The following is a 15,723-nucleotide window of genomic DNA, read 5'->3' on the forward strand; positions in this document are numbered from 1 at the left end:
CGGCGGCCCGGACGGGGTGCCCCGGCCGGGCGACGCGTCAGTGGCGGGAGCGGCGCGTCAGTGGCTGTAGACGTGCGGCGCGAGCGTGCCGACGAACGGCAGGTTGCGGTAGCGCTCGGCGTAGTCGAGGCCGTACCCGACGACGAACTCGTTGGCGATCTCGAAGCCGACGTACCGGACGTCGACCTCGACCTTGGCGGCCTCGGGCTTGCGGAGCATCGTCGCGATCTCCACGCTGGCCGGCCCCCGGCTGCGCAGGTTGGCGAGGAGCCAGGACAGCGTCAGCCCGGAGTCGATGATGTCCTCGACGATGAGCACGTGCCGGTCGGTGAGGTCGGCGTCCAGGTCCTTGAGGATGCGCACCACGCCGGACGACTTCGTCCCCGAGCCGTACGACGACACCGCCATCCAGTCCATCTGCACCGACCCGTGCAGGCGTCGGGCGAGGTCGGCCATGACCATGACGGCCCCCTTGAGCACACCCACCAGCAGCACGTCCTTGCCGGCGTAGTCGGCGTCGATCTGCGCGGCCAGCTCGTCCAGCCGGGAGCCCAGCTGCTCCTCGGTCAGCAGGACCCGCTCGAGGTCGTCGCCCATGTCCGCAGCGTCCACCGCTGGTGCTCCTCAGGTGTGGGGGTGTGAAGCCTCAGCCTCCCACAGACCCGGCTGCCGAGGAGGCCCCCGGGCAGGTGCAGCGGGCCCTGCCCGTGCCAGTCCACGAGCAGCGAGTCGAGCCCGAGCACGTGCTCGCGACGCAGCGCTCCGGCCGGTGACCCGGCCGCGACCGCGGCCGCCCGCAGCGCCCGCCGCCGGACCGCGGCCGCCGCCCCGCCGAGGACGACGACGTCGAGGTGCCCCTCGGGCGTCCGGGCGCGGGCGAGCAGGTCCGCCGCGAGCGCGTCGAGCGCGTCGGCGTCCTCGCGCAGACCGTCCGCGGTGCGCGCGAGCGCCTCGGCGACTCCCGGGCCGAGCACCTCCTCGAGCACGGGGAGCACCCGGTGGCGGACCCGGCTGCGCAGCGGCGCGGTGCCGTCCGTCGGGTCGTCGGTCGGGGTGGGGGTCGGGGTGTTGGTCGGGTCGTCCCACGGTCGCACCCCCGCGGCCGCGCACACCGCGACGGTGTCGGCCCGCCGCAGGCCGAGCAGCGGACGCCGCAGGGCTCCACGCCGGGCGGGCATCCCGGCGAGCGAGCGGGCGCCGGACCCGCGCGCGAGGCCCAGCAGGACGGTCTCGGCCTGGTCGTCGAGCGTGTGGCCGAGCAGCACCGCAGCGGCACCGTGGCGCCTCGACGCCGCGTCGAGCGCGGCGTACCGGGCGTCCCGCGCGGCCGCCTCGGGGCCGCCGGCCGCGCCGACCGTCACCCGGACGACCTCGACCGGGGTGAGACCGAGGGCACGGCAGGCCGCCGCGGCGTCGTCGGCGACGTGGGCGCTGCCGGCCTGCAGCCCGTGGTCGACGACGACGGCGCCCGCGCGGAGCCCGGCGCGCGGGGCGACGAACGCGGTCGCCACGGCGAGCGCGAGCGAGTCCGGGCCGCCCGAGCACGCGACGAGCACGAGGTCGCCGGCGTCGAGGTCGGTGAGCGCGTCGCGCACCGCGCGGCGGGCCGCCGCGACGGCGGGTGCCGGACCGCTCATGCCTGCCGGACCCGGTCAGCCGTGCACGCGGCGCACCCAGGTGCGCGGCTGGGCGATCTCGGCCGCGCTGGGCAGGTGGTCCGGTGCGGCCCACACCGCGTTGAGGCCGTCAGGGCCGACGGCGCGCCGGACGCGGCGGACGAACGCCGCCCCGTCCCGGTACTGGGCGAGCTTGACGTCCAGCCCGAGCAACCGGCGCAGCACGACGGTGCCGAGGCGGCGCGACCCCGCACGGCGGCGATCGAAGCGCGCCCGGATCTGCCGCACCGACGGGACGACGGAGCGGCCGACCGCGTCCATGGCGACGTCGGCGTGCCCTTCGAGCAGCGCCATGACCGCACCCACCTCGTCGAGCGCGCGGCGGGTGTCCGGCGGCAGCAGGGCCGGCAGGCCCCCGTCGTCACCGTCCCCGCCGCGGAGCGCCGAGCGCGCGGCGCCGAGGGACAGCGGGCCGTCGTCGTCCGCGAGGCCGGCGAGCAGCGCCGCCATCCGTCCGCGCAGGTGGTCGGCGAGCCAGGGGGCGGTGGCGAACTGCAGCGCATGGGTCTGCTCGTGCAGGGCGACCCACAGGCGGAAGTCGGCGGGGTCGACGCGCAGGGCGCGCTCGACCGTGAGCACGTTCGGCGCGACCAGGAGGAGCCGGCCACGCGACGGGCCGCCGCCGGAGCCGTCGACGGGGCCGTCGACGGGGGCCGGGCTGAACGGGTCGAACTGACCCAGCACCGTCCCGGAGAGCGCCGCGAGGACCGCACCGACCTGCACCGCACCGGTGAGGCGTCCGGCGGCGGACGGCGGCCGCTCCCCGCCGGGAGCGGGACGGCCGCGGTAAGCGCGTCGAGCATCCCGGTGTTGGCCCGGGCCCACGTCCGCCGGTCCACGACGTGCACGCGGGACAGCCGTGGGTCGCCGTCCGCAGGTCGCATCCCGGTGGCCTCGGTGACGTGCTCGGCCGCGACCCCGGCGACCCGGTGCAGCTCGGCGACGAGGTCCGCCGCCTCCGTGCGCGCGACCGCAGGACCGGGACGGGCCAGCCGGCCGGCGACCCGCGCCGCGACGCCCCAGTCGACGGGGGCCCCGGCGGGCGGGGCAGCGACGGTGACCATCAGGCCACGGTAGCCGCCGGCCCCGCCGGGTCCGCCGGGTCCGCCGGGTCAGGCCGGGTCACCGGCAGCCGCAGGCCGCGAGCCGGGTGACGAAGGCGTCGATCGCGGCGCGCGGTCCCGGCTGCCCGCCGGGTGGGGTCGCGTCCGCCAGGACGGCGAACAGCAGCACGCGCCTGTCGGCGTCGGACACCGTGCCCGCGAGCGACGTGACGCCGGAGAGGCTGCCGGTCTTCGCCCGGACCAGCCCCGCCGCCGGGGACCGGGTGTAGCGGTCGGCGAGCGTCCCGCTGTACCCGGCGAGCGGCATCCCGGTGGCGACGCCGCGCAGCTCGGGGTGCGCGGGGTCGGTCACGATGCGCAGGAGGTCCAGGACCGTGGTGGCCGGGAGCGCCGACCCGTCGCCGAGCCCGCTGCAGTCGGACAACCGGGCACCGGTGGTGTCGACGCCGAGCGCGCGGGCCTGCGCGAGCACGGCCTGGGTGGCGCCGTCGAAGCTCGCGGGCAGCCCGGCGTCGAGCGCGACGAGCCGGCCGACGAGCTCGGTGATCGCGTTGTCCGAGGAGTGCAGGAAGTAGTCGACGACCTCCACGAGCGGCGCCGAGTGGACCCCCGCGAGCTCGACCGCGTCGGCCGGCTCGGCGACCCGCGCCGGGGCGCCGTCGACCGTGATGCCGTGCTGGCCGAGGGCGTCGGCGAACGCGCGGGCGGCGACCAGGACGGGGTCGGCCTGGCGCGGGGAGTACTCGACGTCGGACCGGACCTTGGCGATGTCGATCGCGAGCGGGACCACCGGCGCGGTGAAGCCGTTGACGAGGTGGCTGGGGTCCCAGGTCGGGCTGAGCGCCGGTCCGGTGAACAGGGTGTCGTCGACGCCGAGGCGCACCGTGGTCGTCCCGGCGAGCGTGAGCTCGCGCGCGGTCGCCTCCGCGAGGTCGCCCAGGCCCGCCCGCCCGTTGACGGCCGTGGGGTCCCCGGGCCGGCGGCCAGCATCATGTCGCCCCCGCCGACGAGGACGACCTCGCCGTCACCGCCGCGCACGACGCGCGTCCGCACCGTCGCGTCCGGCCCGATGGCGCTGAGCGCCGCGACCGCGGTCGCGAGCTTGGTGACCGACGCCGGGATGCGCGGCACCGCCGCCTCGTGCTCGGCGAGCACCTCGCCGGTGAGCAGGTCCGCGACGACGACGCCGACCGACGGCCCGACCCGCGGGTCCGCGACGAGCTCACCGACGCTCGCGGCCAGGGCGTCCGGCGCGGGCAGCGGGGCGGCGTCGTCGAGCCCGGGGAGCACGACGGGGAGATCGGGGGCCACGACCGCCGCGGGCGCCGTCGGGAACGGCGCCGGGGGTGGGGGCACCGGATCGAGGGTGAGCACCCCGGGGACGACGTCGTACGCGTCGGCCGTCGCGTAGCCGCCGGCGGCGAGCGCCAGCACGAGAGCACCGACGCCTGTCGCGCGTGCCGCCCGGCCCATGCCCGTCCCCCTGCGTCCCCCGGCCGGCCGCACCCTGCGGCGCCGGTACTGTCACACTAGTTTCCCAGGTACGTGCGACAGGCCGTCCGTCGGCCCGCCGCGACCTACTTACCCATCGCCCCGCCACGGCGGTCACGCCGGACCGGTGGCGCTGCTGCCATGCGGAGGAATGCTGTGGAGTTCGACGTCACGATCGAGATCCCCAAGGGTCAGCGCAACAAGTACGAGCTCGACCACGCGACCGGGCGGATCCGCCTGGACCGCATGCTGTTCACGTCGACGCGCTACCCGGACGACTACGGGTTCATCGAGGGGACACTCGGCGAGGACGGCGACCCGCTGGACGCGCTCGTGCTGCTCGAGGAGCCGACGTTCCCCGGCTGCCTCATCCGCTGCCGCGCCCTGGGGATGTTCCGCATGCGCGACGAGGCCGGCGGCGACGACAAGGTGCTGTGCGTCCCGGCCGGTGACCAGCGCGCGTCGTGGCGCCAGGACATCGACGACGTCTCGGACTTCCACCGGCTGGAGATCCAGCACTTCTTCGAGGTCTACAAGGACCTCGAGCCCGGCAAGTCGGTCGAGGGTGCGCACTGGACGGACAAGGCCGAGGCCGAGGCCGAGATCGAGCGGTCCCGCCAGCGCGCGATCGACACCGGGTACTACACCAAGGGCCACTGAGCCCGGCGGGGTGCACCGGCGCACCTCGACGCCCACCCACGAGGGGCCGACCCGAGCGCCGGGTCGGCCCCTCGAGCGTGCCCGGGGCGCGACGGAGGCTCGCGGCGTGCGGTGAGGTCAGGGACGCCCGGCGAACGGCATGGTGTTGGCCCACCGACCGGTCATCGACGACACCCGGCTGGGGACGCCGGGGCGGGCGGCCTCGACGATCTGGCCGTTCCCGGCCCACATCGCGACGTGGTAGACGCTCCCGGGGTCCTGCGGGTCCCGCCCCCAGAAGATGAGGTCGCCCGGCCGCAGGCCGTCGTAGCCGACCTTGAGGGTCTGGGTGTACTGCCCGCGGGAGGTGCGGGGCAGGGTGAGCCCGGCGCTGCGCCAGGCCGTCCCGGTGAAGCTCGAGCAGTCGTACTCCGCCGGCCCGTTGGCGCCCAGCCGGTACGGGTGGCCGAGGTTCCCCATGGCCCACGTGACGGCCGCCGCGCCCTGACCGGCCGAACCGCGCGACGTCCCGCTGCCGGGCGCTGGGCCGGTGACAGGCTTCGGGGCGGGAGCCGGGGCCGGCGCTGCGACCGGGGGCGGGGCAGGCGCGGGGGCAGGAGCGCGAACCGGGGCGGAAGCGGGGACCGGGGCGGGCGCAGGGGCCGGGGCAGGCGCGGGCGCTGGCGCTTGCGCCGGGACGGGCGCAGGCGCCGGGACGGGCGCAGGTGCCGGTGCGGGAGCAGTGGTCGGAGCCGGTGCCGGAGCAGCTGCCGTGGCGGCCGGCGCCGCGGGGGCCGCCCGGGCGCCCGCCCGCGTCGCCCGGGCGGCGGCGTCGGCGCGGGCCGCACGCTCGGCGTCCACGGCGTCCTGCCGCGCGCGCTCGACGTCGGCGCTCGTGCTGCGTGCCGCGGCGAGCTGGACGACGAGCTGCTCGCGTTCCACCTCGGCGGCGGCGACGGCGGCGCCGGCCGCGGCCTCGGACTCCTCCGCCGCGGCGAGCGCGGCCCGGGCGTCGTCGGTGGCGGCGCCGAGGTCCGCGACGGCGTCGTCGGCCCGCGCCCGGAGCGTCTCCGCGACGACCCGGCGCGCGCGGAACTGCTGGACGGCAGCGTCCGCCTTCGCACCCATCCGGCTCAGCGCGGCGCTCCGCTCGACCATGTCGTCGAAGTCGTCGGCGGACAGGAACGCCTGCACGCCCTCGACCGAGGCGCTGGCGGTGCCCGAGCGGGCGGCCGCCAGCGCGATCCCGACGAGCGTGCGGCGGGCCTCCTCCATCGAGGCGGCTGCGGCGTCGAGCCGCTCGCTCGCGCGCGCCGCGGACGCGGCCGCCTCGCCACGCGCGGCGTCTGCCTGCAGGTACGCCTCCGCGGCGGTGCGGGCGGCGACGTCGGCCGCGTCGCGCTCGGCGGACATCCGTGCGAGCCGGACCTCGATGCGCGCCACCGCGTCCTGGCCGCGGGCGACGGCGCGGCGCGCGTCGCGCACGTCGTCGTCGGTGGGGGCGGCGACGGACGGCGCGCCGAGCGTGGCGAGCACCCCCGCGCACAGGACGACGACGGGGACTCGCAGGCGCGCTCGGGCGGACATGACGGGTTCTCCCGGGGTGCTCGGGGGTGGTGCGGGCGGTGCCACTGGCATGGCCGCCCGAGGCACCGTATCCACTCGCGCCCCACAAGAGAACACCGGTCACTGCATTCCCACGAGTCACACCGGTGTCATTCAAAACGGACCCGACCGCGTTTGGTCTCGCCCCGCCGTCGCCGGGGGCGAGACGTCACGTATCAGATGCCGAGACGCGCGTATCACCGCAGCGCGGTCGCTGCGTACTGTCGCCGACATGACCTGCCGAATGTGTCGCTGACCGCGCGCACTCGGCTGTGCCCCATGCGGTCGTCCGGTCCGTCCGCGGACCCGGAGACGACGGCTGCTCGGTGGGCCACCGGCGCGCACCCCGCCATCCACCCCACGCGGGGGGACGGGTCAGCGCGCTGACCTCCCTCCGCGGCCCCGCCCCGAGGAGCCCCGCATGAGCACCACCCCGAGCTGGTCGTTCGAGACCCGCCAGATCCACGCCGGCCAGACCCCCGACGCCGCCACCGGCGCGCGCGCCCTGCCGATCTACCAGACGACGTCGTTCGTGTTCCCGGACGCCGGCGTCGCCGCCGACCGGTTCGCGCTCAAGGACCTCGGCCCGATCTACACCCGCATCGGCAACCCCACGACCGAGGCCGTGGAGAACCGCCTGGCCTCCCTCGAGGGCGGCGTCGGCGCGCTGCTGCTCGCGTCCGGGCAGGCCGCGACGACGTTCGCGATCCTCAACGTCGCGGAGGCCGGCGACCACGTCGTCGCGAGCCCGAGCCTGTACGGGGGCACCTACAACCTCCTGCACCACACGCTGCCCAGGATGGGCATCACCACGACGTTCGTCAGCGACCCGCACGACCCGCAGGCGTGGCTCGACGCGGTGCAGCCCAACACGAAGCTGTTCTTCGCCGAGACGATCCCCAACCCGCAGGCCGACGTGCTGGACATCGCGGCCGTCGCGGACGCCGCGCACTCCTCGGGTGTACCGCTGGTCGTGGACAACACGGTCGCGACGCCGTACCTGATCCGCCCCATCGAGTGGGGCGCCGACGTCGTCGTGCACTCGGCCACGAAGTACCTCGGCGGGCACGGCTCCGCGATCGGCGGCGTGATCGTCGACGCCGGCACGTTCGACTACGCCCAGCACCCCGACCGCTTTACCTCCTTCAACACCCCCGACGCGAGCTACCACGGCCTGGTCTACGCGCGGGACCTCGGGGTCGGGAGCGCGTTCGGGGCGAACCTGTCCTACATCCTCAAGGCCCGCGTGCAGCTGCTGCGCGACCTCGGGTCCTCGATCTCCCCTTCAACGCGTTCCTCATCGCCCAGGGCATCGAGACGCTGTCGCTGCGGATGGAGCGCCACGTCGCGAACGCCCAGGCGGTCGCCGAGTGGCTCGACGCGCGGGACGACGTCCTGGGCGTGCGCTACTCCGGCCTGGCGTCGAGCCCGTGGTTCGAGCGGGCGCAGAAGTACGCCCCGCGCGGCGCCGGCGCGGTGCTCGCGTTCGAGATCGAGGGGCCGCGAGGCCGGGCAGGCGTTCGTGTCGGCCCTCGAGCTGCACTCCAACGTCGCGAACATCGGCGACGTCCGGTCGCTGGTCATCCACCCGGCGTCCACGACGCACAGCCAGCTCACGGCGGAGGAGCAGGCGCTGTCCGGCGTGACCCCCGGGCTCGTGCGCCTCGCGGTCGGCATCGAGCACATCGACGACATCCTGGCCGACCTCGAGGCCGGCTTCCGCGCCGCCAAGGGAGCCTGAGCACCGGTGCCCGCGCGTCCCGTCGTCCGCCCGTCCGGTCCACCAGCACCCGCCGTCCCACCGGCGGGTGCGGGTGGGACGGGCGCCGCGCCGCGCACCGACGGGCGCCGCGACCTAGATTGGCGTGCTGTGCCCCCTGAGCGTCAGACGCCCGTCGGCCCCGCCGCCGCCACGGGCCCCGGGGCGACGTCGGCGACCGCCCGGACCGCCGCACCCGCCCGCCGCCGCGAGGTCACGCCGGTCCCGGCCAGCGCCGCGTGGCGCGAGGGCGACGACCCCGGACGCCGGCGCTTCGCCGGGCTCGGCCCGCTCGACCTCGAGGCCGGCGGCCGCCTCCCGGACGTCACGCTCGCCTACGAGACCTGGGGCACGCTCGCGCCCGACGGCAGCAACGCCGTGCTCGTCGAGCACGCCCTGACCGGTGACTCGCACGTCACCGGCCCGGCCGGCCCCGGTCACCGGACCGCCGGCTGGTGGCAGGACCTCGTCGGCCCCGGCCGGCCGATCGACACCGACCGCTGGTTCGTCGTCGCGCCGAACGTGCTCGGGGGCTGCCAGGGCTCGACCGGCCCGGCGTCGACCGCCCCGGACGGACGCCCGTGGGGCGGCCGGTTCCCGTACGTCACCGTGCGGGACCAGGTCGCGGCGGAGGTCCGGCTCGCCGACCGCCTCGGCATCCGGTCGTGGGCGCTCGTGATCGGCGCGTCGATGGGCGGCATGCGCGTGCTCGAGTGGGGCGCGATGGCGCCCGACCGCGTGCGGGGGCTCGCCGCGATCGCGACGACCGCGCAGACGTCCGGCGAGCAGATCGCGTGGGCGCACACGCAGATCGCCACCATCCGCGCCGACGCCCGGTTCGCCGGCGGCGACTACTACGACGCCGCGGACGGCGAGGGGCCGCACGTGGGGCTCGGGATCGCCCGGCAGATCGCGCACACCACGTACCGGAGCACGCGCGAGCTCGACGAGCGGTTCGGACGCATCCCGCAGCACGGCGAGCAGACGCTCGGCGGCGGCCGGTTCGCGGTGCAGTCCTACCTCGACCACCACGGGGACAAGCTCGCGCGGCGCTTCGACGCGAACTCCTACGTCGCGCTCACCGAGTCGATCCTGTCGCACGACCTCGGCCGCGACCGGGGCGGCGTCGAGGCCGCGCTCGCCGAGATCACCGCGCGGTCCCTCGTGGTCGCCGTCGACTCCGACCGCCTCTACCTGCCCTCGCAGTCCGAGCGCATGGCGGCCGGGATCCCCGGGGCGGTCGGGCGCACGATCCACTCCGACTTCGGGCACGACGGCTTCCTCATCGAGGCCGACCAGCTCGGCCCGATCGTCGCGGAGTTCCTGGCCGGCGCCTGACCCGCTCCGGCACGATGTCGGTCATGCCGGCCGACCCCGCAGGGCTGCTGCGAGCCACCACCGCGCTGCACGACCAGTGGGCGGCGCTGCGCCCGTGGGTGCGTGACCTGCTCGACGACGTCCCGGACACCGCCGCGCGGCCGAGCGTCCTGGCCGGGTGGTCGGTCGCCGACCTCGTCGCCCACCTGGGTCGCGCCATGGACGCCCTCACCGCGGTCACCCCCGCCCCGCCGACGACGACGCCGTTGCCCCTGCGCGCCTACCTCGCCGGGTACGCCGCGGGCGCCGCGACGATCGCGGAGGTGACCCGGTCCCTCGCCGCCGACATCGCGGACGACCCGCTCACGCACGTGGACCGGATGGTCGAGGCCGCCCTGGAGCACCTCGCGGCCCTCGGCCCGCACGACCGCGTCGTGGTCGCGCGGCGCGGGCCGATCACGCTGACCGACATGGTCGTGTCCCGCGTGCTCGAACTCGTCGTGCACGCCGACGACCTCGCGCGGTCCCTGCCGGAGCGCGGGCCGGCGGCGCTCGACCCCGGCGCGGTCCACGTCGCCGCCCGGTCGCTCGTCGAGGTGCTGCAGCGGGCCGGCGGGCCGCCCGTCCGGCGCCTCCACGACCCGATGGGGTGGGTCCGCCTCGCGGCCGGCCGTGGGCCGCTCGCGGGCGAGGGGCTCGACGACGCCGTCGCCGCGGCGGTCGAGACGTCGTCGGGCACGGCGGCCGACGTCGCCCGGCACCTGCCGCTGCTGTGACGCCGCGCCCTTGGCCGCCCTCTGCCGCTCGCGGCTGGCCTCTGCCGCTCGCGGCCCGCCTCTGCCGCTCGCGGCCGGCGCCGGGGGCCGGGCCGGGCCGGGCCGGGGCCGTGGTGCGCCGCGGCGTAGGTTGGCGCCATGCTCGCCGCCTACGCCGCCCGTCTCGACCCGGACCACCCGCTCGACGGCCTGAGGGTCGGTGACCGACCCGAGCCCGAGGCGCGGGAGCACTGGACGACGGTCGACGTGCGGGCCGCCTCGCTCAACCACCACGACCTGTGGTCGCTGCGGGGCGTGGGCCTGCGGGCCGACCAGCTGCCGATGACGCTCGGGACCGACGCGGCCGGGGTCACGCCGGACGGTCGTGAGGTGGTCGTCCACGGGGTGATCGGCGCGACCGGGCACGGCGTCGGTCCGGACGAGTCGCGGACCCTGCTGTCCGAGCGCCACCCCGGCACCTTCGCCGAGCGCGTCGCGGTGCCGACCTGGAACCTGCTGCCCAAGCCGTCGAGCCTGTCGTTCGTCGAGGCCGCGTGCCTGCCGACCGCATGGCTGACGGCGTACCGGATGCTCTTCACCAGCGCCGGGGCGCAACCGGGCGACCGGGTCCTGGTGCAGGGCGCGGGCGGGGGCGTGTCCACCGCGGCGGTGCTGCTCGGCGCGGCCGCGGGGCTCGAGGTGCACGTCACGAGCCGGGACGCCGGCAAGCGCGCGCGGGCGCTCGAGCTGGGTGCGGCCGGTGCGGTGGAGCCCGGCGGGCGGATGCCGGCGAAGGTCGACGTCGTCCTTGAGACCGTGGGCGCCGCGACGTGGGGCCACTCGATGCGGTCGGTCCGCCCCGGCGGGACGATCGTGGTGGCCGGGGCGACGTCGGGCGACGCCGCCCCGGCCGAGCTGCGGCGCCTGTTCTTCCTGGAGATCCGGGTGCTCGGCGTGACCATGGGGTCGCGCGACGACCTGGCCGCGCTGCTGCGGCTGCTCGACCGGACCGGGGTGCGCCCGCCGGTCGACCTCGAGGTGCCGCTCCCCGCGCCCGGGTGGCGTTCGAGCGGCTGGATGCCGGGACGCAGTTCGGGAAGGTCGTGCTCACGGTCGGCTGACCGGCCGCACCCGGCCGGTCGGACCGGACCGGGCGCCGGGGCGGGGTGATCAGTCCTCGGCGAGCCGGGCCTCGACCCGGTCGACCTTGCCGGTCAGCTCACCGGTGTGCCCGGGGCGGATGTCCGCCTTGAGGACGAGCGAGACCCGGGTGCCGTGCCGCCCCACCGCCTCGGTCGCCCGCCGGACGACGTCCATGCACTCGTCCCACTCCCCTCGAGGGTCGTGAACATGGCGTCGGTACGGTTCGGCAGCCCGGACTCGCGCACGACGCGGACGGCGTCGGCCACGGCCTCGGTCACCGAGTCACCCGAGCCGAGGGGCGCGACGGAGAAGGCGATGAGCATGGTCACCACTCTGGCACCGTGCGGTGACCGGTACGACCCCGGCACGCCCCGAGGGACGCCGCGGACACGCGGCGAGGGCCGCGCCGCCCGCGTGAGCGGGACGGCACGGCCCTCGTGGCGATCTCGACCGTGGCCGGTCAGCCCTTCACGCGCACCTTGATCGCCTTGCAGTCGGTGGTGCCGTGCTGGTTGGTGAGCGCGCAACCGAGCTCGTGCCAGCCCGGCGCCAGCCCGGTCACGTCGATGCTCGCGACCTGCTCGGCCGGGGTGCGGTCCACGAGCTCCGCGGAGCCGATCACCTCACCGTCGACCGTCCAGGCCACGCTCTGCGCGTTCTGCCCGCTCGGGATGCGCACCGTGAGGGTGAACGTCCCGTCCGAGTTCCCTCGCGGGTCGTCGATCGACAGGTTGCCCGCACGCGGGGACGCCGTCGCCGGACCGTCCACGCGCTCCCCGGCCCGGTGGCCTCGCCGGTGTACGCGATACTCGGCGCCGGCGGCGGCGTCATCCCGTGCCCGAGGAAGTACGAGGTGTGGGGCGGCTGGTTGTACGACGTGTTCTGCCACGCGACCCCGAGCCGGTAGACCGGGTCGGACGTGAGCGTGCGCAGGCGGTGCTCGGTCACGTCGACCGTCGTCGAGATCCGCAGCGCGGAGGAGTCGTCGAGCCGGGTGACGATCTCCTCGCGCCAGTCCCCGAGCAGGTCGGCCTGGAGCGCCGGCGTGCCCTTGGTGTCGTTGTTGGTCGAGGTGCCGGTCGCCCGGTACACCTCGACCTCCTCGGCCGCCTCCCAGTCCCACTTCGACACGATCGGCACACCCGTGCGCGTCGCCTCGTCCCAGTCGTGGTCGGTGACCTCCCGCAGCAGGTCGCCGTCCCACCAGGTGAGGAAGTTCGCCGCCGGGATCTGCTCGGCGATCAACTCCCCGGTCACCGACCGCAGCTGGCCCACCGGCGAGTTCCACGCCGCGTCGCCGCCGACGGCCCAGCCCTCGGCACCGGCGTACCGCGGGTCGACGTCGCCCATCGCGGCCCGGCCGGTGTCCCGCTCGGCGGGGATGGACCACAGGACCTCGCCCGTCGCCGCGTCGCGGAAGGTGGCGCCCAGGTTGCCGGACGCGCCCATGTCCTCGTGGGCGGCGAACACCTCGAGCCCGTCGCGCGACGGGTCGAAGTCGGACACGTGCAGCGCGTCGCCGTGGCCGAGGCCGGTGTTGTGCAGCGGGGACCCGTCGTCGTCGACCGTCAGCGAGCCGAAGACGATCTCGTCCTTCTGGTCCCCGTCGACGTCGGCCACCGAGAACTGGTGGTTGCCCTGACCGGCGTAGGCGCTGCCCAGGTCGTCCGAGTCGAACGTCCACCGCAGCGACAGGTCGGTGCCGTCGAAGTCGTACGCCGCCACGACCGAGCGCGTGTAGTAGCCGCGGCTGAAGACGACGCTGGGGTGCTCGCCGTCGAGGTACGCGACACCCGCAAGGAAGCGGTCCACGCGGTTGCCGTAGCCGTCGCCCCAGTCACCGACGATCCCGCGCTCGGGCGTGTAGTCGACGGTGTCGAGCGCGGCACCGGTGCGGCCGTCGAACACGGTGAGGAACTCCGGCCCGGTGAGCACGTAGCCGCCCGAGTTACGGTGGTCGGCCCGGGCGTCACCGATGACGACACCCGCACCGTCGACCGTGCCGTCGGCGGTCTTCAGGGTGACCTCGGCGCGACCGTCGCCGTCGAGGTCGAAGACCTGGAACTGGGTGTAGTGCGCGCCGGCTCGGATGTTGCGGCCCAGGTCCAGGCGCCACAGGCGGGTGCCGTCGAGCTCGTACGCGTCGACGTAGACGGTCCCGGTGTACCCGGCCTGCGAGTTGTCCTTCGCGTTGGACGGGTCCCACTTGACGACGACCTCGTACTGCCCGTCACCGTCGAGGTCCCCGATGGAGGCGTCGCCGGCCGCGTAGGAGTACGGCTGGCCGTCCTTCGTGACGCCGTCGGCCGGCTTGTCCAGCGGGACGTCGAGCGTCTGGGAGTCCCAGACGGCGAAGCTCTCGGTCGCCCAGCGCTCGATGTCGTCGACCACGGTCGAGACCCGGTAGGTGGAGCCGGCGTCGCCGTCCGCGTCGAGCAGGTTGGTGCTCCCGGTCAGCGGCTCCGCCGTGATCCGCTCGCCGTCGCGGTGGACGTGGAACGCGATCGTGTCGGGGTCCAGGCCGAGCACGCGCCAGCCGAGGTAGACGCCGCCGTCGGTGGCGACGGCGACGGGGGCGCGGTCGAGCCGCTCCGCCTGCCGCACCAGCGTCGTGACCGCCGGCGAGGTGACCTCCGCGGACCGCTCGGACACGCCACCGGCGTTGACCGAGGCGACCGCGTAGACGTACTCCACCGTGGTGAGCACGTCGGTGTCGGTGTAGGTCGGGCCGTCGGCACGGCCGACCAGCTGCAGCGGGCTGTTCGAGCCGTCCGCCCGCGGGTCGGCACGGAAGACCTGGTAGAACAGCGCGCCGTCGACGGCGTCCCAGGTGAGGGTGACGGCGTCCTTGTTCACCGCACCGAGCTCGAGCCCGGTCGGCACCGGCGCCTTCTCGACGTCGGGGTCGACGGTCGTCAGGCTCACCGCGTTCGACGGGACCGACGCCGTGCCGGCCGGGTCGAGCGCGACGACGGTGTAGGTGTACTCGAGGCCGACGTCCGCGGTGGTGTCCACGAACGAGGTGTCCTGGACGTCCCCGAGGGGCTCGGGCTGCGTCGCCGTCGCGGACTGGCGCAGCACCCGGTACCCGGCGGAGTCGTCCGTACCGGTCCAGGTGAGCGACACCTCGACGGCGGTGCCGTCGATCGTGATGTCGTCCGCGACGAGCGCGGTCGGCGCGTACTGCAGCGGCGTGATCTCCATCGCGTTGATCCAGCCGGCCAGCGTCGCGTTGATCTGCCCGTCGGTGACCAGCACCGGTTGGAGGATCCGCTCGGCGATGGTGCCGCGGCCCGCGTTCGCGTTGCCGTAGTCCTTGCCCTCGAGGGCGACGGCCAGCCGGCCGGAGCCCAGGGGGTCGCCGTAGTACACCTTCACGGCGTACGAGCCGTTCGGGACGTCAACGAGCAGCTCGTGCTGGGCTGCGGGGAGCAGGAAGTCCCGCTGCAGGTCGGTCGGCACCGGGTCGAACCCGGTGCCCCGGTCACGACCGCCGAGGCCCTCGACGGTCCGGAAGCCGTAGCCGGTCTCCGGGCTGTAGACGGACGTCTGGTCGAGGGCGGTGTAGCCCGCCTGCACCGGGTTGCCCGCGAGCTGGAGGTCGAACGCGTGCAGCGGCGCCTTCGTGGTGATGCGCACCGTCGCGGACGGGGCGGAGTCGCCGCGGCCGTTGACGGCGACGACCCGCAGGTCGTAGCTCGTGCCCTGCGTGAGGCCGACGACGGCGGCCTGCGGCAGCGTCGACGTCGTCACCAGGGCCCAGGCGTCGTCGCCCGCATCGGCGGCCTTGCCGAACACCTGGTAGATGTCCGCGCCGTCGACCGCGCTCCAGGTGAGCTGGGCGCCCGCGTTGGAGACGCTGCCCGCGACGACGTCGGCGGGCTGGTCCGGCACCTGCGCCGGGGGCTCGACCTCGACGACCTCGTCGGCGAGCGGGAGGTCCAGCTCGGCGACGTCGGCCGCGACGAGGCGGGCCATCTGGATGGCCCCGTACTCCTGGAAGTGGGTGTCGTCCGTCGTGCCGTTCGGCCGGCCCGGGTACACCCCGGCGGGCACGTGCAGGAAGACGGACCTCGCGGCCTCGGGGCCGATCGCGGTGAGGTACGCGCGGCTCGAGGCCGACAGGTCCACCAGGGCCGTGCCGGTCTCGGCGGCGATCGCCGTCGCGGCCTCGACGTAGCCGGGGAAGGAGACGTTCGCCTGCCCCGTCGCGGGGTCGTACGAGCGGCGGGAGACCGGGGTGACGACCACGGGGTCGCCCCGCGCTGGACGGC

10 protein-coding genes and 5 pseudogenes are annotated in these 15,723 nt (G+C 75.8%); 5 read left to right on the plus strand and 10 right to left on the minus strand.

Annotated elements, in window-relative coordinates; genetic code table 11:
• Positions 1 to 57: 57 nt before the first annotated feature.
• The 6 genes and pseudogenes from hpt to REH70_RS17095 form a co-directional block, all read right to left on the minus strand.
• Positions 58 to 612: a hypoxanthine phosphoribosyltransferase gene (gene hpt / locus REH70_RS17070; protein WP_310749138.1), complete on the minus strand. Its 555-nt coding sequence runs from the start codon at positions 610 to 612 to the stop codon at positions 58 to 60.
• Positions 567 to 1,637: a tRNA lysidine(34) synthetase TilS gene (gene tilS / locus REH70_RS17075; RefSeq protein ID WP_310749140.1), complete on the minus strand. Its 1,071-nt coding sequence runs from the start codon at positions 1,635 to 1,637 to the stop codon at positions 567 to 569. Before tilS ends, hpt begins: the two co-directional genes overlap by 46 nt.
• Before the next feature lie 15 nt (positions 1,638 to 1,652).
• Entirely contained in the window at positions 1,653 to 2,399 is a 747-nt protein-coding gene (locus tag REH70_RS17080; RefSeq protein ID WP_310749142.1) for a zinc-dependent metalloprotease, read from the minus strand.
• A 113-nt stretch (positions 2,400 to 2,512) separates the two neighbouring features.
• A pseudogene (locus tag REH70_RS17085) lies at positions 2,513 to 2,740 on the minus strand (zinc-dependent metalloprotease); the annotation flags it as partial.
• Positions 2,741 to 2,798: 58 nt separating this feature from the next.
• Positions 2,799 to 3,623 (minus strand): D-alanyl-D-alanine carboxypeptidase/D-alanyl-D-alanine-endopeptidase, encoded by an 825-nt coding sequence (dacB, locus tag REH70_RS17090; protein WP_310749144.1) that lies wholly within the window; start codon positions 3,621 to 3,623, stop codon positions 2,799 to 2,801.
• Between the two features lie 155 nt (positions 3,624 to 3,778).
• A pseudogene (locus tag REH70_RS17095) lies at positions 3,779 to 4,213 on the minus strand (D-alanyl-D-alanine carboxypeptidase); the annotation flags it as partial.
• Positions 4,214 to 4,387: 174 nt separating this feature from the next.
• On the opposite strand from REH70_RS17095, the gene REH70_RS17100 reads away from it, so the two are divergent.
• Positions 4,388 to 4,891: an inorganic diphosphatase gene (locus REH70_RS17100; protein ID WP_310749146.1), complete on the plus strand. Its 504-nt coding sequence runs from the start codon at positions 4,388 to 4,390 to the stop codon at positions 4,889 to 4,891.
• Between the two features lie 117 nt (positions 4,892 to 5,008).
• On the opposite strand, the gene REH70_RS17105 is transcribed toward REH70_RS17100, so the two are convergent.
• Entirely contained in the window at positions 5,009 to 6,457 is a 1,449-nt protein-coding gene (locus tag REH70_RS17105) for an NlpC/P60 family protein (RefSeq protein ID WP_310749148.1), read from the minus strand.
• Positions 6,458 to 6,896: 439 nt separating this feature from the next.
• Here REH70_RS17105 and REH70_RS17110 point away from each other — a divergent pair.
• The 4 genes and pseudogenes from REH70_RS17110 to REH70_RS17125 all read left to right on the plus strand — a co-directional run bounded on the left by REH70_RS17110 (position 6,897) and on the right by REH70_RS17125 (position 11,427).
• Positions 6,897 to 8,216 (plus strand): annotated as a pseudogene (locus REH70_RS17110) (bifunctional o-acetylhomoserine/o-acetylserine sulfhydrylase).
• 129 nt (positions 8,217 to 8,345) lie between these two features.
• On the plus strand, positions 8,346 to 9,572 hold the full coding sequence (locus REH70_RS17115; RefSeq protein ID WP_310749150.1) for a homoserine O-acetyltransferase: 1,227 nt from the start codon (positions 8,346 to 8,348) through the stop codon (positions 9,570 to 9,572).
• A gap of 23 nt (positions 9,573 to 9,595) precedes the next feature.
• Positions 9,596 to 10,327: a maleylpyruvate isomerase N-terminal domain-containing protein gene (locus REH70_RS17120; RefSeq protein ID WP_310749152.1), complete on the plus strand. Its 732-nt coding sequence runs from the start codon at positions 9,596 to 9,598 to the stop codon at positions 10,325 to 10,327.
• A gap of 138 nt (positions 10,328 to 10,465) precedes the next feature.
• Positions 10,466 to 11,427, plus strand: a pseudogene (locus REH70_RS17125) (zinc-binding dehydrogenase).
• Between the two features lie 49 nt (positions 11,428 to 11,476).
• Here REH70_RS17125 and REH70_RS17130 read toward each other — a convergent pair.
• The 3 genes and pseudogenes from REH70_RS17130 to REH70_RS17140 all read right to left on the minus strand — a co-directional run bounded on the left by REH70_RS17130 (position 11,477) and on the right by REH70_RS17140 (position 15,700).
• Positions 11,477 to 11,772, minus strand: a pseudogene (locus REH70_RS17130) (MTH1187 family thiamine-binding protein).
• 137 nt (positions 11,773 to 11,909) lie between these two features.
• Positions 11,910 to 12,071: a hypothetical protein gene (locus REH70_RS17135; RefSeq protein ID WP_310749156.1), complete on the minus strand. Its 162-nt coding sequence runs from the start codon at positions 12,069 to 12,071 to the stop codon at positions 11,910 to 11,912.
• A complete protein-coding gene (locus tag REH70_RS17140; protein WP_310749158.1) occupies positions 12,068 to 15,700 on the minus strand; it encodes a fibronectin type III domain-containing protein in 3,633 nt (1,210 codons plus the stop codon). Before REH70_RS17140 ends, REH70_RS17135 begins: the two co-directional genes overlap by 4 nt.
• Positions 15,701 to 15,723: the final 23 nt, after the last annotated feature.

It is taken from the genome of Cellulomonas sp. ATA003 (assembly GCF_031582905.1).
GTDB lineage: Bacteria > Actinomycetota > Actinomycetes > Actinomycetales > Cellulomonadaceae > Pengzhenrongella.

What these genes read in the sequence shown, in the direction of transcription:
- REH70_RS17120 (WP_310749152.1), top strand. Translation starts at nt 9,596, where the DNA reads ATGCCGGCCGACCCCGCAGGGCTGCTGCGAGCCACCACCGCGCTGCAC.
- tilS (WP_310749140.1), bottom strand. Translation starts at nt 1,637, where the DNA reads ATGAGCGGTCCGGCACCCGCCGTCGCGGCGGCCCGCCGCGCGGTGCGC.
- REH70_RS17105 (WP_310749148.1), bottom strand. Translation starts at nt 6,457, where the DNA reads ATGTCCGCCCGAGCGCGCCTGCGAGTCCCCGTCGTCGTCCTGTGCGCG.